This window comes from Collinsella aerofaciens, assembly GCF_040915545.1.
Taxonomy (GTDB): Bacteria; Actinomycetota; Coriobacteriia; order Coriobacteriales; family Coriobacteriaceae; genus Collinsella; species Collinsella aerofaciens_BE.
Genome location: NZ_JBCPDH010000008.1, coordinates 33,603 through 53,616, shown reverse-complemented (window position 1 = coordinate 53,616; position 20,014 = coordinate 33,603). Strand labels below are relative to the sequence as shown.

15 protein-coding genes are annotated in these 20,014 nt (G+C 58.6%); 6 read left to right on the top strand and 9 right to left on the bottom strand.

Features of this window, described 5'->3' with window-relative positions:
* Nucleotides 1-80: 80 nt before the first annotated feature.
* The gene (locus AB5202_RS04385) at nt 81-1,382 is read left to right on the top strand and encodes an ATP-binding protein (RefSeq protein ID WP_368143704.1); all 1,302 of its coding nucleotides are present in this window, start codon (nt 81-83) and stop codon (nt 1,380-1,382) included.
* A gap of 257 nt (nt 1,383-1,639) precedes the next feature.
* Here AB5202_RS04385 and AB5202_RS04380 read toward each other — a convergent pair whose 3' ends face one another.
* The 7 genes from AB5202_RS04380 to AB5202_RS04350 form a co-directional block, all read right to left on the bottom strand.
* Nucleotides 1,640-2,575, bottom strand: a complete 936-nt coding sequence (locus AB5202_RS04380; protein WP_368143705.1) for a hexose kinase — start codon at nt 2,573-2,575, stop codon at nt 1,640-1,642.
* Between the two features lie 53 nt (nt 2,576-2,628).
* Entirely contained in the window at nt 2,629-3,510 is an 882-nt protein-coding gene (locus AB5202_RS04375; protein WP_368143706.1) for an aldose 1-epimerase family protein, read from the bottom strand.
* Nucleotides 3,511-3,887: 377 nt separating this feature from the next.
* On the bottom strand, nt 3,888-4,412 hold the full coding sequence (lacB, locus tag AB5202_RS04370) for a galactose-6-phosphate isomerase subunit LacB (protein WP_006234831.1): 525 nt from the start codon (nt 4,410-4,412) through the stop codon (nt 3,888-3,890).
* Between the two features lie 63 nt (nt 4,413-4,475).
* A complete protein-coding gene (gene lacA, locus AB5202_RS04365) occupies nt 4,476-4,904 on the bottom strand; it encodes a galactose-6-phosphate isomerase subunit LacA (RefSeq protein ID WP_006234830.1) in 429 nt (142 codons plus the stop codon).
* 308 nt (nt 4,905-5,212) lie between these two features.
* Nucleotides 5,213-6,226 carry a hypothetical protein gene (locus AB5202_RS04360; RefSeq protein WP_368143707.1) on the bottom strand — a complete coding sequence of 338 codons (1,014 nt, stop codon included), beginning with the start codon at nt 6,224-6,226 and terminating at the stop codon, nt 5,213-5,215.
* A 258-nt stretch (nt 6,227-6,484) separates the two neighbouring features.
* Nucleotides 6,485-6,823 (bottom strand): PTS lactose/cellobiose transporter subunit IIA, encoded by a 339-nt coding sequence (locus AB5202_RS04355; RefSeq protein ID WP_006234827.1) that lies wholly within the window; start codon nt 6,821-6,823, stop codon nt 6,485-6,487.
* Between the two features lie 213 nt (nt 6,824-7,036).
* Nucleotides 7,037-8,041 carry a LacI family DNA-binding transcriptional regulator gene (locus tag AB5202_RS04350; protein ID WP_368139457.1) on the bottom strand — a complete coding sequence of 335 codons (1,005 nt, stop codon included), beginning with the start codon at nt 8,039-8,041 and terminating at the stop codon, nt 7,037-7,039.
* A gap of 357 nt (nt 8,042-8,398) precedes the next feature.
* Between AB5202_RS04350 and AB5202_RS04345 the strand changes: the two genes are divergently transcribed.
* Complete coding sequence (locus AB5202_RS04345) at nt 8,399-10,165, top strand: PTS transporter subunit EIIC (protein WP_368143708.1); 1,767 nt, start codon at nt 8,399-8,401, stop codon at nt 10,163-10,165.
* 66 nt (nt 10,166-10,231) lie between these two features.
* Nucleotides 10,232-11,671 carry a 6-phospho-beta-galactosidase gene (lacG, locus tag AB5202_RS04340; protein WP_368143709.1) on the top strand — a complete coding sequence of 480 codons (1,440 nt, stop codon included), beginning with the start codon at nt 10,232-10,234 and terminating at the stop codon, nt 11,669-11,671.
* A 277-nt stretch (nt 11,672-11,948) separates the two neighbouring features.
* Here the strand turns inward: lacG (AB5202_RS04340) and AB5202_RS04335 are convergent, their stop codons facing one another.
* Nucleotides 11,949-12,977, bottom strand: coding sequence for a LacI family DNA-binding transcriptional regulator (locus tag AB5202_RS04335; RefSeq protein WP_040358938.1), 1,029 nt, complete (start codon nt 12,975-12,977; stop codon nt 11,949-11,951).
* A gap of 350 nt (nt 12,978-13,327) precedes the next feature.
* Between AB5202_RS04335 and lacG (AB5202_RS04330) the strand changes: the two genes are divergently transcribed.
* Together lacG (AB5202_RS04330) and AB5202_RS04325 are read left to right on the top strand one after the other, a co-directional pair.
* Nucleotides 13,328-14,770: a 6-phospho-beta-galactosidase gene (gene lacG, locus AB5202_RS04330; protein ID WP_022094683.1), complete on the top strand. Its 1,443-nt coding sequence runs from the start codon at nt 13,328-13,330 to the stop codon at nt 14,768-14,770.
* Nucleotides 14,771-14,946: 176 nt separating this feature from the next.
* Nucleotides 14,947-16,707 carry a PTS lactose transporter subunit IIBC gene (locus AB5202_RS04325; RefSeq protein ID WP_006234821.1) on the top strand — a complete coding sequence of 587 codons (1,761 nt, stop codon included), beginning with the start codon at nt 14,947-14,949 and terminating at the stop codon, nt 16,705-16,707.
* Between the two features lie 253 nt (nt 16,708-16,960).
* Here the strand turns inward: AB5202_RS04325 and AB5202_RS04320 are convergent, their stop codons facing one another.
* Nucleotides 16,961-17,962, bottom strand: coding sequence for a LacI family DNA-binding transcriptional regulator (locus AB5202_RS04320; protein WP_271758892.1), 1,002 nt, complete (start codon nt 17,960-17,962; stop codon nt 16,961-16,963).
* 284 nt (nt 17,963-18,246) lie between these two features.
* On the opposite strand from AB5202_RS04320, the gene AB5202_RS04315 reads away from it, so the two are divergent.
* On the top strand, nt 18,247-20,004 hold the full coding sequence (locus AB5202_RS04315) for a PTS lactose transporter subunit IIBC (protein WP_368143710.1): 1,758 nt from the start codon (nt 18,247-18,249) through the stop codon (nt 20,002-20,004).
* Nucleotides 20,005-20,014 lie beyond the last annotated feature (10 nt).

The window sequence follows — 20,014 nt, the reverse complement described above, 5'->3', positions numbered from 1 at the left end:
GAAAAACGTGGTTTACTCCCACATTTTTCGATGGAAAGACCAAGACGGTCTTATACTAACCATGATCGTTAGGAGGCAGTATGCAGCGACAGCTAATGGACGAACTCATCGCTTGGAAATCTAGGGCAAACCGCAAGCCCCTCCTGCTTAAGGGGGCCCGCCAGACGGGAAAAACCTGGCTTCTCAACGAATTCGCAGGCCAGCAGTATCAAAACGTCATCCGTTTTGACTTTATGCTCGAACCGGGCGCACGTTCGCTGTTCGACGGAAGCCTTGACCCCAAACGCATCATCTCCCAGATAGAGCTCCTGCGCGGCCAGACCATAACGCCGACAGACACGCTCATCATCTTCGACGAAATCCAAGAGGCACCGCGTGGCATCACCTCGCTCAAATACTTCAACGAGCTGGCGCCGGAATACCATATCGTGGCAGCCGGCTCCTATATGGGGCTCGCGCTCCGACGCGAAAACGAGTCGTTCCCCGTCGGCAAGATTGACCAGCTCACCATGCGCCCCATGGGGTTTGTCGAGTTCGTTCGTGCCGTCGATGGCGATCCGCTCGCAGATGCCATCCTTGCCGCAGACATGGACCTGCTGGCAAACGTTTCCGAAAAGCTCGAGCGCCTGCTCAAGGAATACCTCGTTGTCGGTGGCATGCCAGAAGTTGTCTCCGCTTTCGCCGCCTCCCACGATTTCATCGAGGCCCGCAGGCTTCAGCAGCAAATCATCGAAGCTTACGAATCCGATTTTGGCAAGCATGCGCCAGCCCGCATCGTCGAGCGCATGAGGCTGGTTTGGAAATCCCTTACCGGCCAGCTCGCAAAGGAAAACAAGAAGTTCGTCTACGGTGCGCTCCGTCCCGGGGCGCGCGCACGCGATTTTGAGGAAAGCCTCCAGTGGCTCATGGACTATGGAATCGTTCATAAGGTGCCACGTGTTTCCGCCCTAAGAGCACCGCTCACAAGCTACGAGGATCTCTCGGGCTTCAAGCTGTTCTGCATCGACACCGGCATCCTCGGAGCACTCTCCGGCCTCTCGCCAGCCATTGTTCTGAACGGGCCCGCTGTTTTTACGGAGTTCAAAGGCTCGCTGACCGAGCAATACGTCGCACAGGAGCTTTTGCTCCAAGGCAAAACTCCCGCGTATTGGTCATCCTCCTCCGGCAATGCAGAGACTGACTTTGCCATCGACCATGCGGGGACCGTGCTTCCGCTCGAGGTCAAGGCGGCAGAGAACCTCAAAGCAAAGAGCCTGAGGATTGCCTGCGAGAAGTTCAAGCTCGAGCGCTGCGTGAGAACATCGTTAGCGGCATATAGAGACGAGGGCACGCTCGTCAACATTCCGCTCTGGGAGATTGGGCAAATCGACAAGCTAGCATAGGCGCTGTGGAGGGGGTGCCCCGTAAGGAGTGTCCCAAACTGCCGGCAAAAAAGGAACGTCTCTATCTGCCGCATTCCCGAAGCAAGACAACGCCGATGTTTTGGCAACGGCAGCGAGCGGGCCGCATTTGAGACAAGGTGACGTGAAACGAAAGGGCGCTGACCTTCTGGTCGCGCCCTTGAAGTTGAACGTCAGATTGTCCAAATGCGGCCCGCGCAGCGTCGAGCCGTTACGCGGTTTGGTAAAACCGCGTAACTCTAAAGCTCCGTTACTTCAACGTTGTTGTAGACCTCGTCCCAGCGATCCATGACCAGGTGGCCGGTCTTGGGATCCATGGCGTTAAGCTTGCCGCAGGTATTGGCGGTCTTGAGCACCGTGACGTCGTCGGCACCAGCAGCAATCGCATGCGCAAAGCCGGCGATGGTCGAGTCGCCGGAACCCGTCGCGTTCACAGCCGCAATCGCGGGCGTCTTGGCGCGGAACGCACGGCCCTCATGGAAGCCCACCGAACCGGCAGCGCCCATCGAAACGACAACCCAGGGAATACCGGCAAAGCGGCCATCGGCGGCAAGCGCCTCGCGCAGGGCATCGACATCATCGGTCGTAAAGGACGTACCCAGCAGGCCGTTGATCTCGGTCAGGTTGGGCTTTACGAGCTCAGGCTTAGCGTCGGACTCCAGCGCGGCCTCCAGCGATGCACCCGAGGTGTCGAGCAGCACCTTGGCGCCCGCCTCCTCGGCGATCTTGACGAGCTCGGCATAGTAGCCGGCATCGACGCCGCGCGGCAGCGAGCCCGAAAGCGTCACAACGTCCGCCTTCGCTGCAAGCTCGGCAAACTTGGCCGTAAAGGCCTCGAGCTCGGCCGGGGCGATCTGCGGGCCGCTCTCCAGCAGCTCGGTCTGATTACCCTCGTGCAGGATATTCAGGCAAATGCGCGTCTCACCGGCGATGGGCACAAAGTCATTCTTGACGCCATCGGCATCCATAAGCTCGGCCATATAGGCACCCATGTGGCCGCCGAGCAGACCGGTCGCGAGCACATCGTCACCCAGCTGCAGCAGCACGCGACTCACGTTGAGGCCCTTGCCGCCAGCGGTCTTTTCGGGCGTCACACGGTTCACGTCGTCGATGATCAGCTTGTCGAGCTGATAGCGCGTATCAATCGACGGGTTCATGGTAACGGTCAGAATCATGTTGAACTCCTGTTCCGGGGCGGCATAACCCGCCCCAAACATACGATAGCTCGTTAAAGGATCTCGATCTCAAAGCCGCGAGTGACGGTCTCCCCCGGCTTGGCCACCAGGCAGCCGCGCTTGTGCTCCAGAATATCGTCCTCGTCGGAGCAGGTGGACAGGCCGCCCCACGGTTCCACGGCCACAAAGTCCCCCTCGGGCTTGCTCCACACAATCAGGTACGGCATATCGGGGAACGTCAGGCGCACGCCCTTGTCCTCGGTCTTCTTGGTCAGCGTAACCACGCGGCTCTCGAGCACGTCAAAGATGGTCTCCGCGAAGTCGAAGAGTTCGTGGGTAAGCGGCAGGTCATGGCCGATCATGGGGTTCTTGCTGCGATGCTCAACATCAATCAGGCCCGTCGAGGGAACGGCAGTACAGAGCTCGGTGGCCTCACGCTGCTCAAAACGAAGCTCATAATCGTCATAGGACTCGCCCTCGTCGAGCGGGCACTTAAAGCCGGGGTGGCCGCCCACAAAAAACGGCATGTCCTCGGTGCCCTCATTGGTCACCTCGTACGACACGGCCACCTTTGCCGCATCGATCGTGTAACGAGCAACGATCTTAAACGGATACGGGTACTGCTCGAGCAACTCGGCATGGTCGGCAGAGCTTAGGCTCAGCGCGACCATGTTGTCGCTCTGCTCCTCGAGCTTCCACTCCTGTTTGCGAGCAAAGCCGTGACGGGCGAGCTTAACCTCGCGGCCGCCCATGGTCATTGCGTGACCGTCGCGAAGGCCGCCGCAGATCGGGAAACAAATGGGTGCCTGGCCCGACCACACCGCCGGGTCGCCCTGCCACAGGTACTCACGGCCGTTGGCCGCAATAGAAGTGAACGACCCGCCCGCCGTGCTCAGTGCCACGCGGATAGAACCGTTATCAAGAACAAACTCCATAGGAGCCTTCCCTTTCTTACGACAGCCCACCAAGTCAATAGGGCTGATAGAAAACCGGCCCGCGCCCCCTCACAGAAACGCGAGCCGTCAATTGAAAAGCTGCAGAATACCGGGTCCCGCCAAGAGCGAAGCACTCAAGCCAAGCAAGCAAACGTGTTATCGGAGCAGCTCGCCGTACCAGAACACTTCGCAACAACAGGGGCGATCTCACAGGTCACTCAAACGTCAGCGAGCGGCGCTCAGGTGCCCCAGGTCGCCGCGAAAGAGGAGCGACGCGTACTTCATGTACGCGAGCGACGGTTTGAGCGGCGAGATGGGGTGCCTGAGCGCCGCGCAGCGTCGACCGGTCCGGCGTTCGGCAGAACGCCGGAACCTAATTAGTCGTGATACTCGCCGCGGTCCCACTTCTCGAGGAACTCGTCAAAGAAGTGCGGGTCAGCCTGAGCCTCGGCGTCGGCCTTATTGCAGGCATCGATCTTGGCGATCAGGGCATCGTGCTCGGGAGTCTTCTCGTAGGGCTCCTCCAGGAAGGCAAGCATGATATCGGCCATCAGGAACTCGCCGGTGATCTTGCCACCAAAGCCCACGATGTTGGCGTTGAGCTCACGACGGGCATACAGGGCAGAGGTCATGTCGCGGACCAGGGCGCAACGGGCGCCGGGGACCTTGTTGACGGCGTTGGTGATGCCGATGCCGGTGCCGCACAGGGCCACACCAAAGTCGGCCTTGCCGCTGGCAACAGCCTCGCCCACGGCCTTGCCGTAGATGGGATAGTGCGTACGGGTGTGGCTGTAGGTGCCGCAGTCGAGCACCTTGTAGCCAGCCTGCTCCAGGCGGTCGGCCAGATAGATCTTCTCGTCCGTAACGATATGGTCGCAACCGATTGCGATGGTCTTCTTCATCAGAACGTCCTTTCGTCTGAATTCACAAGTTGAGGTAGAAGTTCGAGTTCTCGGTGGCTCTCGTTAGGCCATCTTGTTGAGCATGTCGACACGGATCTGGTGACGGCCGCCGGCGTACTGGGCGCGCAGGAACTCGCGGGCGATCTTCTTGGCGACCTCGGTGCCCACAACGCCCGGGCCCATGGTGACCATGCGCGAGCCGTTGTGCTCGCGGGTCATGTAAGCGGAACGCTCGTCGGAAATGTTGGCGACGACCATGCCCTTAATCTTGACGGCGGCCATATAGGAGCCGACGCCGTACTTATCGAATGCGAAGCCCTGGGAATCCTTGTGCTCCAGCAGGTCCTTGGCAACGGCGGTCGCGGAATCGACAAAGTCCGCGGCAGGGGTCTCAGAATAGTCGACGACCTCGTGACCGTCGGCGATGAGCATCTCCTTGATGGACTCCTTCATCGACATACCGTCGGCATCGGAAGCGATTACAACCCTCATGACATCCTCCTTGAGAGATACGCAGGTGCGTAGTTTCTGTTTGGAAGTGTTGAATCGCGTTCAGGTCCGGGCATCTGAATGTGCGGTTCTTCACTGTTCATGTTTATTTGAACACATTCAAACATCAACTGCAACAACTATTTGTTTATCTTTGTTCTTTTTTGAACGAATACCGTTCACAGATGATTGTTGACCGTTTGGACTCAGGAAAGCTCGACTTGCCACGCATTCAACAAACAAAAAGGGCGACCGAGAACGTGTCTCGGCCGCCCTTCGGCGGTATTCCCCGGTATATACAGCTGTTTTAGCTACTCGGACTGCCCGCCCTTTTTGGCATGCTTGGACGGAGCACTCAGAAAGCGGCCCGTCAAATAGTTCGCCGGGCCGGAAATATCAATCCCCAGCAGCACGTGACCCAGCCACAGAAACGCAACGAGCACCAGCAGCGGGATAACGCACGAGGTCACGATCATCACGATGACGCCTTCAATCAAATCGGTCACCTGCTGCACGATCTCGTCGGTCATCTGCTTGGCACCACTGGTTACCGACGTGACCAGGCTCGAGGCACCGTCGGCAAGCTGCTCAAGCACGTTCTTGGACTCTGTGGACTCGGTCTTTTTCTTGCTTGCTTTGGAGCTATCGCTATTTGCCGTACCCGCAGCGTCGGCCGCCTTTTGCTCCGCCGCTTCGATGCTCACCCGATACGTTTCGTCGACCTTTTGCGACACCCATACGCTTGCAGGCACCAACGCCATGCCGATCATGGCGACCACCAGCACGCGAGTCGCCACGCGGCGCAGGACGGCGCTCGTGCTCCAGCGTCCGTGAATACCAAGCGACGCTGCAAAGAGCACCAGCGCAAACGGAATCAGGATACCCAGACCAACCGACCACAAAATGGTTAGCAGGTATTTCTCGAGGTAGAGCACAGCAAGTACGATGCCCAAGTTTCCCGAAAGCTGCGCGAGCTGCTCGGCAACCGGTGTTCCCGTATCACCCGGCAGCGCGGTAATGCCCGCAGACAGCGCCACGCACGAGGTCGTGAGCGCCAGTACGTTACCTTTCTTTTGATCGATGACCTCGATGGTGGAGTCCCATGTTTTGGTATCGGCAAAATGCGGACGAGCCACAAAGCCCGACAGCAGCGCCAGTACCACGAGCGCAACGATAAAGCCAATCTGAAGCTTTTTGTTTGCGCACACGACATCGGACAGGCTGGGCTGCAGCTCGGTTACCGTCGTGTGCTCGGTTATCTGGACAGGACGCCCATGAGCCATCTCGTGCGCGTCTCTTTTTTGTATTGACCCGTTATCCGGCATTTGGATACCTCCTCAGTCCGGGGCTTAATGCGAAAGGAAGTATACCCACCGAGCAAAAATCGAACGGGAGGACGAACGAAGCGCACCAAGACTGTCCCCAATGACTATCTCCGGATGAGTTGCGGTGGAATAGGGATTGTTTTGCGCCCGCCGGCCCCTATTCAGTCCCCATTTCACCGCAACTTGGAGGAGGACAGAAAAAGCCCTGCCGCGGGTAGCGGCAGAGCTTTTGGAAGGGGACTTGGTTGTGAGGGCTCGTTAGGCGAGCTTGGCCTCGAGCTCGGCGATGCGCTTGTAGGCATCGATGGTAAAGCGGGTCTGCTTCTCCAGAATCATAGTGGTCATGAGAGTGTCCTGAGCGTGAGCCATGATGAAGGTCATCTCCATCTCGCCGCCGCCGGCCTCCTGCGAAAGCAGTTTGGTCTGCGTGTCGTGGGCACCGATAAGTGCATCGCTGGCATCCTTGTGCAGCTGTTCGGCCTTCTCAAAGTCACCCTCGCGAGCAGCATCGAGCGCTGCAAGCAGATCGGTCTGGGCGTCACCTGCGTATGCGACGATCTCGAATCCAACCATCGAGATTTCTTCTTTGGTTGCCATATTGCGTTCCTTTCACATATGAACCAATGGAGAGCATCGCGTCCGGGCATACGCGCTGCGTTGTGTATGACAGAAACAATAACATTCAAACAAAAAAGAACAGCTCAAAACGTAATTTCAAACTATGAACGGTCACTTTTCGCCCGTGAACGGTTTTTAAACCAATCTGAACAATATCGAACACAATTAGCGGCAACCCAAACAGGGCCGCACCTAACGCAAATCGCGCACCGTATCGCCCTCTACGAGCACACCGGGGATCAGCATGTGCTCCACGCCAGACGCACCCCCATCGGCGCCGGCAATCTTGTCGACCGCCCACATGCCGACGCGCTTGTTGTCAAAGCGCACCGTGGTCAGGCGACGGTCGGGCACGATATCGCCCAGGCTGTCATCAACACCCACCACGCTCACGTCCTCGGGCACACGCCTTCCGCACGACTCGAGCCCGCGAATGCAGCCGTATGCCATGGCATCGTTGGAAGCATAAATGGCCGTACAGGTCGGATCTTCCGCCAGAGCCTGACCGGCAGCATATCCGCTCTGTGCCGTCCAATCCCCACGGACGAGTCGCGGCGGCTCAATTCCATGCGCGCGCAATGTCTCGCGCCAGCCTTCCTCGCGCCGCATGCCCGAAAGTGAGCGCTCGGGACACGAGATAAAGTGCACGGTTTTGTGCCCCCGCCCCAGCAAGTACTCGACCACCTGGCGCGAGCAATCGAACTGGTCGTTATCGACCGTTGAACAGAGCGGGTGCTCCAGCATCGTAACGAGCACCGTCTGCATGCCGGGCAGCGGCTCGAAGGTGCCAAAGTCCGCCGGCATGCGATTCATGATCACGACCATGCCATCCACCGGCAGCGCGCTCATGCGCGACGATGCGCTCTCGAGGGTATAGGGATGTCCATCTACTTTAGTGAGGGTGATGGCATAGCCATGTTTGTCGGCCGCGGCGGCAAAGCCCTCCATACGGTCGAGGTTGCCGGTACCGGTAATGTTGAACATGGCGACGCCGACGGTCTTAAACTTGCCACGGCGCAGCGATCGACCGGCGAAATTGGGGCGATACCCCAGCTCGCGCATGGCGGCACGCACGCGTTCCTTGGTCTCGGGGCGCACACTGGGCGAATCGTGCACGGTGCGCGAGACCGTCTGCTCCGAAACGCCCGCGAGGCGCGCCACGTCTTTGACGGATACCGATTTTTTAACAGCGGCCATAGGTCGATCTTTCTATGTCAACGATGCCATTGGTGGCACCCTACGCAGTCAAATGAAACGTCTTCAAGTATATCTAACGCCTCCCCCACCATACGCTCACCACCCAAAACCTACCGTTCACCGACATTTTTGCTTCCCCGAACGGCTTTTGTCGCCCTAATGTTAACGTTGCCATTGTGCAAACACAGAGCTACCGGGCGGCTCAAACGTTTACGCGTAAGGAATCGACGGTTCGCAGGCACAGGAACCACCGGTTCGCGTCTTTTTTTGTGTCACAAAATGGCAACGTCAACATTTTGGCAACCGAAAGTCAAAAGCTACCATCGTTGCTAACCCACCGACTCTTAGGAGCATTGCATGGAGCAACTCATCGCCATCATCGAAAAGGGCCAGCCCTTTTTCAACGCGATCGCCCGCAACAAGTACCTCAAGGCGATCCGCGACGGCTTTATCTCCGTCATCCCCATCATCATCTTCTCGTCCATCTTCTGCCTGGTAGCCTCGGTCCCCAACATCTGGGGTTTCTACTGGCCCGATGACATCAACAACGCCCTGTGGAAGTGCTACAACTACTCCATGGGCATCCTGGCCATCGCCTGCGCCGCCACCACGGCCAAGCACTTCGCCGACGCTCAGAACCGCGATCTGCCCAAGAACAACCAGATCAACTTCATCTCGTGCATGTGCGCGGCCATCATCGGCTTCTTGCTCCTTTCGAGCGACACGATCGCCACGGACGCCGCCAGCGGTTTCAACACCACCTACCTTGGTTCCAAGGGCCTGCTGACCGCTTTCATCGCTGCGTTTGTGACCGGCATCATCTACAAGTTCTTCATTAAGCGCAACATCACCGTCAAGATGCCCGAGCAGGTTCCGCCCAACATCTCGCAGACCTTCAAGGACATCATCCCCTTCTCCGTCTGCATCACCGTCTTTTGGGTTTTTGACATCGTCTTCCGCGCTGCTTTTGGCTTCTGCTTTGCCCAGGGCGTCATCCAGGTGTTCCAGCCCCTGTTCACCGCTGCCGACGGCTATATCGGCCTCGCTGTGATCTACGGCGCCATGAGCCTCTTCTGGTTCGTCGGCGTCCACGGCCCCTCGATCGTCGAGCCCGCCATCGCCGCCGCTCTCGTTGCCAACATGACCGACAACCTGGCTGCGTTCCAGGCTGGCCAGCACGCTTCCGCTGTCCTGACCCAGGGTGCCCAGTACTTCGTCGTCTGCATGGGTGGCACCGGCGCCACGCTCGTCCTGGTCTTTATGTTCTGCTTCCTGGCCAAGTCCCAGGAGATGCGCGCCGTCGGTAAGGCCGCCATCGTCCCCGTGTGCTTTGCCGTCAACGAGCCGCTGCTGTTCGCCGCACCCATCGTGCTCAATCCCGTCTTCTTTGTCCCGTTTGTCTTTGCCCCGATCGCCAACATCTGGATCCTCAAGATCTTTATCGACTTCTTGGGCATGAACGGCTTTATGTACACCCTGCCCTGGACCGTCCCCGGCCCCATCGGCACCATCATGGGCCTGGGCTTCCAGCCGCTCGCCTTTGTGATGCTCGCCCTTATCCTGGTCGTCGACTTCGTCCTGTACTATCCGTTCTTCCGTGCCTATGACGCCCAGAAGTGCGCCGAGGAGGCCGAGATCTCCCAGGAGGAGCTCGCCGCCAAGAACGCGGAGAAGGCCGCTAAGCTCAACGATGCCTTCCAGGGCAAGGCTGACGCCAAGAGCGTTGCCGCCGGCGCTGCTGTCGAGGCCGTGAAGGCCGACGCTCCCGCCGTTGTCGCCACTGAGACAACGGCCGCCAGCGACCTCAACGGCAAGCGCGTGCTCGTGCTCTGCCAGGGCGGCGGTACCTCGGGCCTTCTCGCCAACGCGCTGGCCAAGGCTGCCAAAGAGCGCGGCATCAATCTTGAGACCGCTGCCGAGGCCTATGGCAACCACGTTGACATGCTCCCCGACTTTGACCTGGTCGTCCTGGCCCCGCAGGCCGCAAGCTACCTGGCCGACCTGCAGAAGGACTGCGAGCGCGTGGGCAACAAATGCGTCGCCTGCCGCGGTAAGCAGTACATCGAGCTCTCCCAGAACGGCGACAAGTCTCTCGCCTTCGTAAGCGAGCAACTCTCGAAGTAAGTAACGCTCAGGGCCAGCCGACTATCCGAGACCGGCTGGCCCTTCGATTTAGACGATTGGATCATCATGTCCGTTAACCCTGCTAGCGTAACCAACCCGCCCGCGCAGTTTCCCGAGGACTTTGTCTTTGGCGGCGCCACTGCTGCCTACCAGGTAGAGGGCGAGACCCGCACTCACGGTAAGGGCAAGGTTGCCTGGGACGACTTCCTGGAGGCCCAGGGCCGTTTCTCCCCCGATCCCGCTTCGGACTTCTACAACCAGTACCCCGTCGATTTGGAGCTGTGCGAGGAGTTCGGCATCAACGGCATTCGCCTCTCCATCGCCTGGAGCCGCATCTTTCCCAACGGCACCGGTGAGATTAACCCCGAGGGCGTCCAGTTCTATCACGATCTCTTCGCCGAGTGCCACAAGCACCACGTTGAGCCGTTTGTCACGCTGCATCACTTTGATACGCCGCTGTCCCTCTTTGAGAAGGGCGACTTCCTCAACCGCGAGACCATCGACGCCTTTGTGGACTTTGCCACCTTCTGCTTTAAGGAGTACGCCGACCAGGTGACCTATTGGTTCACCTTTAACGAGATCTGGGCCGACGCCTCCAACACCTACATCGAGGGCACCTTCCCCGGTGGCGTCAAGGCGCATCTGGCCGAGGCCTTCCAGTGCGAGCACAACATGATGCTCGCCCACGCCAAGGCAGTACTGGCCTTCCACAACGGCGGTTTTAAGGGCAAGATCGGCGTCATCCAGTCGTTGGAGTTTAAGTATCCGCTCAACGAGAACGACCCCGCCGACATCAAAGCCGCCAACAACGAGCACGTGCTGCAGAACCAGTTTTTGCTCGACGCCACCTTCCGCGGCGACTATGCGCCCGATACGCTCGAGTGCGCTAACCGCCTGGCTGCCGTCTCGGGCGGCACCATCGAGATCCCGGATGAGGACCTCGAGATCATGCGCGAGGCCGCGCTCTACAACGACTACCTGGGCGTTAACAACTACCAGTGCCGTTTCTTGAAGGCTTACGATGGCGAGAACGACCTGCACCACAACGGTACGGGCGAGAAGGGCACCGGCCGCTGGCGCGTCAAGGGCATTGGCGAGCACGTGAACAAGCCTGGCATCCCCACCACCGACTGGGACTGGATCATCTATCCCGAGGGTCTGTTCGATCTGCTCGTCTACATTAAGCAGCGCTACCCCAACTACAAGCAGATCTTCATCACCGAGAACGGCATGGGCTACAAGGACCCCTACAAGGACGGTTTTGTGGACGACCAGCCGCGCATCGACTACATCGAGCAGCACCTGCGCTGGTTGCTCAAGGCCATGGAGGTGGGCGTCAACGTGGGCGGCTACTTCCTGTGGAGCCTGCAGGATCAGTTCTCCTGGACCAATGGCTACAACAAGCGTTACGGCTTCTTCTACGTTGACTTTGAAACCCAGAAGCGCACACCCAAGGCAAGCGCATACTGGTATAAGCACGTGGCGCAAACCCGTCGTCTGGACTAGCGGCTTGCGACGAGCGGTTGGCGGAGTTGCACCGCCCACATAACCTGTCCCCCATTTCTCAGCCGGGGGTGGCACGTCACACGGCGCGCCGCCCCCGGCCTTTTTGGGCGGTTCGGAGTCCGTTTGTCTCAATCTGTAACATCTAGCCGAGTTTTTGGGTCCTAGCTGTTACAGATTGAGACGAACAGGATTGCTCTTTCCGAAGAATCTAAATCTGTAACACGTAGCCCGCTTTTGACCGTCTACCTGTTACAAATCGAGACAAACGGAGTAGGACCTAACCCCGTATGTCCCTAACAGTCGAGCGTTCGACCAGCGTGCTCGGCACATGAATCGCCTCGATAGACGAGCTCTCTCCAATCGCCGCCTCAAACGCAAGCTTACCGACACCGCGCAAATCAAATCGCAGCGTCGTCAGCCGATTGTGAGGAACAAGTCCCTCGAGTGCGTCGTCGATACCAACCACGCTCACGTCGTCGGGCACGGACAGGCCCGCGTTCTCGAGCGCGGCGATAACGCCCAGCGCCATCTGGTCATTTGCCGCAAGCACGGCAGTCGGCGCCTGCGACCCGCCGGCAAGCACCTCGGCCGCAATCCGCTCGCCCATGGCGTACCCACTGTCCGCACTCCAATCGCCACGCAGCATCGGAGCGGCATCGACATGAGCACGACCCAGCGTATCGCGCCAACCGGCCTCACGAAAACGTGAGGAAATCGAGTTTTCCGGACCCGCCACAAACCGCATATTCGAGTGACCATGTTCCAGCAGATAATTGGTCAACAGCTCGCACGAACCATACTGGTCGGAGTCGATCGTCGTGCAGCGCGGATGCGCATACATGGACAGGATGACCGTTCGCACTCCCGGCTGGGGAACAAACTCCTCAAAATCGGGAGCCATGCGGTTCATGTTGAGAATCATACCGTCGACGGGTCGCTCGACCATGCGGCGCGAGGCATCGGCAAGTGCATAGGGCTTGTCGCCGCCCATCTCGATCATAGTGACGGCAAAATCGTGCTCGCGCGCCGCTTGCATGATACCCTCGAGCGTCGCCAGGTTACCGACACGTGTGATGTTGTACATGCACAGGCCAATAGAACGATACGACCCGCCGCGCAACGCCGCTCCAGCAAAATTGGGACGAAAGCCCAGCTCTTCCATGGCGGCCAGCACACGCTTGCGCGTCTTTTCCGTCACGTTGGGCATACCGTTGACCACGCGAGACACAGTCTGGCGGCTCACGCCAGCGAGCGCCGCAACCTCTGCCGCGCTCGCCGAACGACCATTCCTTGTCTGCTGATCCATGCCTTCCACGCTAACCTGCTTCCCAACTATTCCCCGCGCCCATGGCGCATCGTACATACATTGATAACGTGCTCATGATACCCGAGCCATATACCACAACATGAAAACTTCTGTCAATCAAAACCGCTTACCGAACAAATACAACCGTTCGCGGCTGTTTGAAGTTGTTTTGTTTCTATACATCCCAGCCGGATGTTAACGTGCTCATTGTCAAATGTTCACGTGCTCATTTTGGTTCTAATCATTTTAAGATAGTGTTTATCGGGCTTTTTCACCGCTGAACGCTAACCAGGGAGCCTCCTGAGCGCAAACGAACAATATCGAACAGCGAGACGAGAGGGTGTATGCATATGTCTTTGCTAAACCGCGTACAGCAGCTGCCGAAGGGCTTTGTTTGGGGCGCCGCAACCGCCGCGTACCAAACGGAAGGTTCCACGAAGGTGGCAGGCAAGGGTAAGACCATGTGGGACGATTACCTTGTCGCCCAGGGTCGCTTTTTGCCCGACCCGGCCAGTGATTTCTACAACCGCTACGAGGAGGATATCCGCCTTTCTGCCGAGCATGGACTCAACGCCATTCGTGTGTCCATCGCCTGGACCCGCATCTTCCCCAACGGCGACGATGCCGAACCCCTCGCCGAGGGCGTTAAGCACTACCACGAGCTGTTCGCCTGCTGCAAAAAGTATGGCGTCGAGCCCTATGTGTCCCTGCATCACTTTGACTCCCCCGCCGCCCTGTTCAACCAGGGCGACTGGCTCAACCGCAAGACCGTCGACGCCTATGTGCGCTATGCCGAGTTCTGCTTCCGCGAGTTCCGCGAGGTCAAGAATTGGTTCACCATCAACGAGCTCATCAGCCTCTCGCACTCCCAATACATCCAAGGCAACTTCCCGCCCAACCATCACTTTGATGTGACGAGCGGCATCCAGAGCCAGCACAACGAGCTCGTTGCCCACGCCCGCGCCGTCAACCTGTATAAGGATCTTGACGAGACCGAGCACCTGGGCGGACGCATTGGCATGGTCAACGTCCTGACGCCGGCATATCCTGCCACCGACTCGCCCGCCGACCAGCACGCCGCCGACCTGTACAACGCCTTCTACACCGACTTCATCATGGACGGCGCCTTCCTGGGTCACTACTCCGCGCGCACCCTCTCACTCATCAACGAGATTCTGCGTGCCAACAACGCCACACTTACGGTTGAGGACAGCGACATGGAGGAGCTCGCCAAGGCGGCGCCCCGCAACGATATGTTCGGCCTCAACTACTATCAGTCGGCGTTTATCGCCGCCTACGATGGCGAGTCCACCAACAGCTTTAACGGCACCGGAGACAAGGGCACCTCGTGCTTTAAGTTTAAGGGCGTCGGGCAGCAGGTCGATATGCCGGGTATCCCCACCACCGACTGGGATTGGCTCATCTACCCGCAAGGCCTCTACGACACGCTCAAGCACATCAGCGCCACCTATCCCAACCTCCCCGTCATCTATATCACCGAAAACGGCCTGGGCCACAAGGACCCCGAGCCCGACGCAAACGGCATCGTCGCCGATCCCGAGCGCATCGACTTTGTCGACCAGCACATGGAGAAGGTGCTCCAGGCGCGCGCCGAGGGCGTCGACGTCCAGGGCTACTTTATCTGGAGCCTGCAGGACCAGTTCTCGTGGGCCAATGGCTATAACAAGCGCTACGGCCTGTTCTACATCGACTTCGACACGCAAAAACGCTACATCAAGCAGTCGGCACTCTGGTACAAGGAGCTCGCCGACACTATGGCGGACGCGCAGTAGCGCATCGCCTCGCTTTCCCCCGAGAAGGGAGCGGCCCTATGCGATACAAACCCAGCCGCTCCCCTCTCTCCCCCTGGGACCGACCCCGCCTGCACCCGGGCTTTTAGCAAGCGGGAGACCATATAGGTTTTCAACGTCCATGCCATTAAGATTTCATGCAAAGAGGAGCGTGAACTATGGAATCGATCGTTAAGTTCTTGGAGAAAGGTCAGCCGTACTTCGACAAGGTCTCTAAGAACATCTACCTTCAGGCCATTAAAGACGGCTTTTTGGCAGCAATGCCCATCATCCTGTCTTCTTCTGTCTTCCTGCTTATTTCGACCCTGCCGGGCGTTGTCGCCACGGTCGGCGGCTTTACGCTGCCCGACTGGTGGAACGTCGACGTCGTGAACTTCTGCAACAAGGTTTACAACTTCACGATGGGCGTCGTGGGCATCATGGTCGCCGGCACCACCGCAAGCGCGCTGACCGGCTCCAAGAACCGCCGCATGCCTGCCGGCAAGGCCATCAACGCCACGAGCACCATGGTCGCCGCCATGTGCGCTATGCTCATCTTGGCCGTTACCCAGACGAGTGCCAAGATCGACGGCGCCGATGTCTCGGTGTTCTTTACCGACAACATGGGCACCAAGGGCCTGCTGAGCTCCTTTGTCGCCGCATTTGCCACGGTCAACATCTATGCCTTCTGCATTAAGCGAGACATCACCATCAAGCTGCCCAAAGAAGTCCCCGGCGCCATCGCCCAGAACTTCCGCGACATCTTCGCCTTCAGCTTCTCCATCCTGTTTGTCGCCGTCATCGACGTTATCTGCCGCACCTGCTTGGCCGTCCCGTTTGCCAACGTCATCTCCACGCTGGTGAGCCCGCTGTTCGCCGCTGCCGATTCCTACGCCGGCCTCGCCCTCATCTGGTTCATGATCCCGCTGTTCTGGTTCATGGGCATCCACGGCCCCTCGGTCGTTAAGCCTGCCCTCAACGCCGCGCTGTTTGGCAACATCACCACCAACCTCGCCACGCTGCAGGCCGGCGGTCACCCCGCCCTCGCCCTGACCGAGAACTTCGGTAACTACATCGGCGAACTCGGCGGCACCGGCGCCACGTTCATTGTCCCGATCATCTTCCTGCTCTTTATGCGCTCCAAGCAGCTCAAGGCCGTCGGCAAAGCCTCTGTCGTACCCGTGATGTTCGCCGTCAACGAGCCGCTGCTGTTCGCCGCGCCCATCATCCTCAACCCGTACTTCCTGATCCCGTTCCTGTTTGCCCCCGTGGCCAACGTCCTCATTGGTAAGTTCTTCATCGACTTTTTGGGCATGAACGGCTTTATCTATGCCATGCCGTGGGCACTCCCCGGACCGATCGGCACCTTCATCGACACCAACTTCCAGCCGATCTCTCTGGTCCTGGTTGTCGTCCTGCTGGTCGTTGACTTCTTGATCTACTACCCGTTCTGCAAGGCCTACGACAACGTCCTGTGCAAGCAGGAGGCCGAGACCCTGGCCGAAGAAGAGGCCGAGGAGACCAAGGCCGTCAAGACCGCTGCCGCCCCCGCCGTTGAGGCTCCTGTTGTCGAGACCGCTTCTGCCACCGAGGCCTCCGCAGCTCCGTCCGCCCTTAAGGGCAAGGATCTGAGGGTTCTGGTTCTGTGCGCTGGCGCCGGCACCTCTGCACTGCTCGCCAACGCGCTTAAGGAAGGCGCCGACGAGCTGGGCATCGACATTACCGCCAACGCCGGTGCCTACGGCAGCCACTACGCCATCATGGACCAGTACAACGTCATCGTCCTGGCTCCGCAGGTTCGCACCTATTACAACGAGATGAAGGCCGACACCGACCGCCTGGGCATCACGCTGCTGTCGCCCAAGGGCAAACAGTACATCGACCTCACTAAGGATCCCAAGGGTGCCGTCGCCTGGATCGAGGAAAACCTCAAGGCATAAGACGCTGACGCCACCTGCCGCTCGCAGACAAAAAATGGCCCGTGCATCGATGCGTGATGCGCGGGCCATTTTGTTTAGACCGCACCCGCCCTCCTGTTCATCTCAATCTGTAACATCTAGCCGAGTTTTTGGATCCTAGCTGTTACAGATCGAGACAAACAGAACGCCCGAGCAGAAATATCTCAATCTGTAATATTTAGCTGAGTTTTTCGGTCCTAACTGTTACAGATTGAGACGAACGGGCCGAAAAACCCTACGCCCGCAGGTCCTTTACGCTGGAACGTTCGACCAACACGCCCGAGACGAGCGTACGGCTTCTGGAGCTCGGGGCTTCCAGACCTGCGACGACCTCGTTAAGCGCACGGACGCCCAGCTCGCGGTGACGGAACTTCACCGACGTCAGAATCGAGTTGGGAATCGTCTTATAGAGCTCATCGTCGAAGCCGATCACGGACACATCATTGGGCACACTGAGCCCTTTGTCACGTAGAGCCATCATCACGCCGTTTGCCATGCAGTCGTTAGCAGCGAGGACCGCCGTGCAATCGGGCTTATCGGCAAGCACAAGGCCCGCGGCATAGCCACTATCCGCATTCCAATCGCCTTGCAGAGGCTCGGGCGGCTCAATGCCACGCGCCTCGAGTGCCGCACGCCAACCTTTCATACGGCACTGGCTCGACAACGACTCTTTCTTACCAGAGACGAAGTACACGTTTTTATGCCCGTGGTTCAAGAAGTACTCGCACGCCATGCGCGCGCCGCCCTCTTGGTCGTCACTGACGGTGGAGCAGGTAGGATGTTCCATCGGTGTGATAATCACCGTCTTGAGGTCCTTCGGTGCCTCAAAGGTATCAAAGTCATCGACCATCTGACGCAGGTTGAAGATCATGCCATCAACAGGCAGCTGCGACATCCTACGCGCCGCTTCGGCAAGGGTCATCTTCTCCCCCGCCCGCTTCTTAATCATCGTGAGCGCAAAGCCGCGTTCTTCGGCGGCATCGGCGATACCGTCAATCATGTCCACGGCGCCGCCCGACAAGTGGAACATCACCACGCCGATGCACCCGTAACGGCCCAACTTGAGCGAACGCGCGGCAAAGTTGGTTCGAAACCCGAGCGCCTCCATAGCCGAATGGACCTTATCGCGTGTCGACTCTCGCACGCTATTGGGCTCGTTGATCACACGCGAAACCGTCTTGAGAGAAACGCCCGCGGCAACTGCCACATCATTCATTGAGACATTTTTCTTGTCCATCGTTGCCACTGCTTCTCCACTCGGTTCTCTATCGCTTGTTTTTTGCGTTCTAGCATACACTACCTGCCTGACTGATAAATCAACCGTTTATCGGACAATATCGACCGCTCACCCGTGTATCCTTGTTGCTCTTCCAAAAATGTCTTACGTTGTCATTAACGAAATGACAACGTTGTCATTTCGCAATGCCTTCCTTAAGCAGGAAGGTTTCCGGGCAGTCCTGACCATCCATCGACGACCAGTTCCATCCACATGCATCGCGCATCAAGTAGCAAAGGAGCTTTATGGACGCCATCGTAAAGATGCTCGAAAAGCATCAGCCGTTCTTTGAGAAGATCTCGAGGAACATCTACCTCCAGGCTATTAAGGACGGATTCCTTGGGTGCATGCCCATCGTCCTCACCTCTTCGATCTTTCTGCTCATTGCCACCCTTCCTGGCGTAGTTGGCATCACGCTGCCCCAGCCGCTCATCGACTGGTGCGACAAGCTGTACAACTTCACCATGGGCGTCATGGGCATCATGGTTGCCGGTACCACCGCCAAGAACTTCACGGCTTCCATGAACCGTCGCATGCCCGCCGGCAAGGTGCTCAACGACGGCTCCACCATGGTGGCCGCCCAGTGCAGCATGCTGCTGCTCGCTGTTACGCAGTTCACCACCAAGTTCGACGGCTCCGAACTTTCGGTCTTCGATTGCACCAGCATGGGCACGCGCGGTCTGTTCTCGGCCTATATCGCCGCGTTCATTACCGTTTGGGTCTATAAGTTCTGTGTCTCGCGCGATCTGACCATTAAGCTGCCCAAGGAGGTCCCGGGCGCCATCGCTCAGAACTTCCGCGACATTATCCCCTTTGGCGGCGCCGTCATCATCTGCGGCATCATCGATGTCGTCGTGCGTAACCTCATGGGCGTTCCGTTCTCCGAGCTGCTTATCAAACTGCTCTCCCCGCTTTTCACTGCAGCAGAGACCTACCCCGGACTTATCCTTATCCAGGCAGCCACCGCGTTCTTCTGGTTCATCGGCGTCCACGGCCCCTCGATCGTCCAGCCGGGCATCGACCCCATCCGTCTTGCCAACCAGGCCGAGAACCTGCAGGTTCTGCTGGCCGGTGGTCACCCCGCCCATTCCCTCACCTTCAACATGTCGCTCGTGGGTGAGTTCGGCGGCACCGGCGCCACGTTCATCGTGCCGCTTCTGCTGATTCTCTTTATGAAGTCCAAGCAGCTCAAAGCCGTCGGTAAGGCCTCGATTGTTCCTGTTGCCTTTGCTGTCAACGAGCCGCTGCTCTTTGGCGCGCCGATGATCCTTAACCCCTACATGCTCATCCCCTTTGTTGCCGCCGGCTGCGTCAACGTGAGTGTTGCCAAGTTCTTTATCGATAACGTGGGCATGAACGGCTTCTCCTTCGTGGTGCCTTGGGCTACCCCTGCCCCCATCGGCATCTTCATCACCACGAACTTCCAGCTTATCGCCCTGGTGTTTGTCGCAATCATCATCTTGCTGGACGCCATCATCTACCTGCCGTTCTTGAAGGCATACGATAAGCTGCTCTGCGACCAGGAGGCCGAGCGCGCCGCCGAGCTGGGTCTTGAGTCCGATGGTGCCGCCACCATCGCCGCCAGCACCTCTGCGCCCGCTGTCGAGCAGACCGCCGCTTCCGTCGACAGCAAGCCTGTCGCCGATCAGCCCGAGCCCGCCTCCGACGCATCCGCTAAGAAGGATGTCGACGGTCTGAAGGTCCTCGTCCTGTGCGCCGGCGCCGGCACCTCTGCCATGCTCGCCAACGCCATCAAGGAAGGTGCCGCACAGACCGGAGAGAACATAGCTTCCTCCGCAGGCGCCTACGGTCAGCACACTGCCATCATGGATCAGTACGACGTTATCGTGCTTGCCCCGCAGGTTCGTAGCTACTACAACGACATGAAGGCCGATACCGATCGCCTGGGCATTAAGCTGCTCGCCCCGCGCGGTAAGGAATATATCGACCTTACTCGCGACCCCGCTGGCGCCATCAAGTGGCTCCGCGAGAACCTCGACTAGTTCCTCCCTC

Excerpts from the sequence above, each read along its gene's own strand:
- AB5202_RS04385 (WP_368143704.1), top strand. The coding sequence starts at position 81 with ATGCAGCGACAGCTAATGGACGAACTCATCGCTTGGAAATCTAGGGCA.
- AB5202_RS04380 (WP_368143705.1), bottom strand. The coding sequence starts at position 2,575 with ATGATTCTGACCGTTACCATGAACCCGTCGATTGATACGCGCTATCAG.
- AB5202_RS04375 (WP_368143706.1), bottom strand. The coding sequence starts at position 3,510 with ATGGAGTTTGTTCTTGATAACGGTTCTATCCGCGTGGCACTGAGCACG.
- lacB (WP_006234831.1), bottom strand. The coding sequence starts at position 4,412 with ATGAAGAAGACCATCGCAATCGGTTGCGACCATATCGTTACGGACGAG.
- lacA (WP_006234830.1), bottom strand. The coding sequence starts at position 4,904 with ATGAGGGTTGTAATCGCTTCCGATGCCGACGGTATGTCGATGAAGGAG.
- AB5202_RS04360 (WP_368143707.1), bottom strand. The coding sequence starts at position 6,226 with ATGCCGGATAACGGGTCAATACAAAAAAGAGACGCGCACGAGATGGCT.
- AB5202_RS04355 (WP_006234827.1), bottom strand. The coding sequence starts at position 6,823 with ATGGCAACCAAAGAAGAAATCTCGATGGTTGGATTCGAGATCGTCGCA.
- AB5202_RS04350 (WP_368139457.1), bottom strand. The coding sequence starts at position 8,041 with ATGGCCGCTGTTAAAAAATCGGTATCCGTCAAAGACGTGGCGCGCCTC.
- AB5202_RS04345 (WP_368143708.1), top strand. The coding sequence starts at position 8,399 with ATGGAGCAACTCATCGCCATCATCGAAAAGGGCCAGCCCTTTTTCAAC.
- lacG (WP_368143709.1), top strand. The coding sequence starts at position 10,232 with ATGTCCGTTAACCCTGCTAGCGTAACCAACCCGCCCGCGCAGTTTCCC.
- AB5202_RS04335 (WP_040358938.1), bottom strand. The coding sequence starts at position 12,977 with ATGGATCAGCAGACAAGGAATGGTCGTTCGGCGAGCGCGGCAGAGGTT.
- lacG (WP_022094683.1), top strand. The coding sequence starts at position 13,328 with ATGTCTTTGCTAAACCGCGTACAGCAGCTGCCGAAGGGCTTTGTTTGG.
- AB5202_RS04325 (WP_006234821.1), top strand. The coding sequence starts at position 14,947 with ATGGAATCGATCGTTAAGTTCTTGGAGAAAGGTCAGCCGTACTTCGAC.
- AB5202_RS04320 (WP_271758892.1), bottom strand. The coding sequence starts at position 17,962 with ATGGACAAGAAAAATGTCTCAATGAATGATGTGGCAGTTGCCGCGGGC.
- AB5202_RS04315 (WP_368143710.1), top strand. The coding sequence starts at position 18,247 with ATGGACGCCATCGTAAAGATGCTCGAAAAGCATCAGCCGTTCTTTGAG.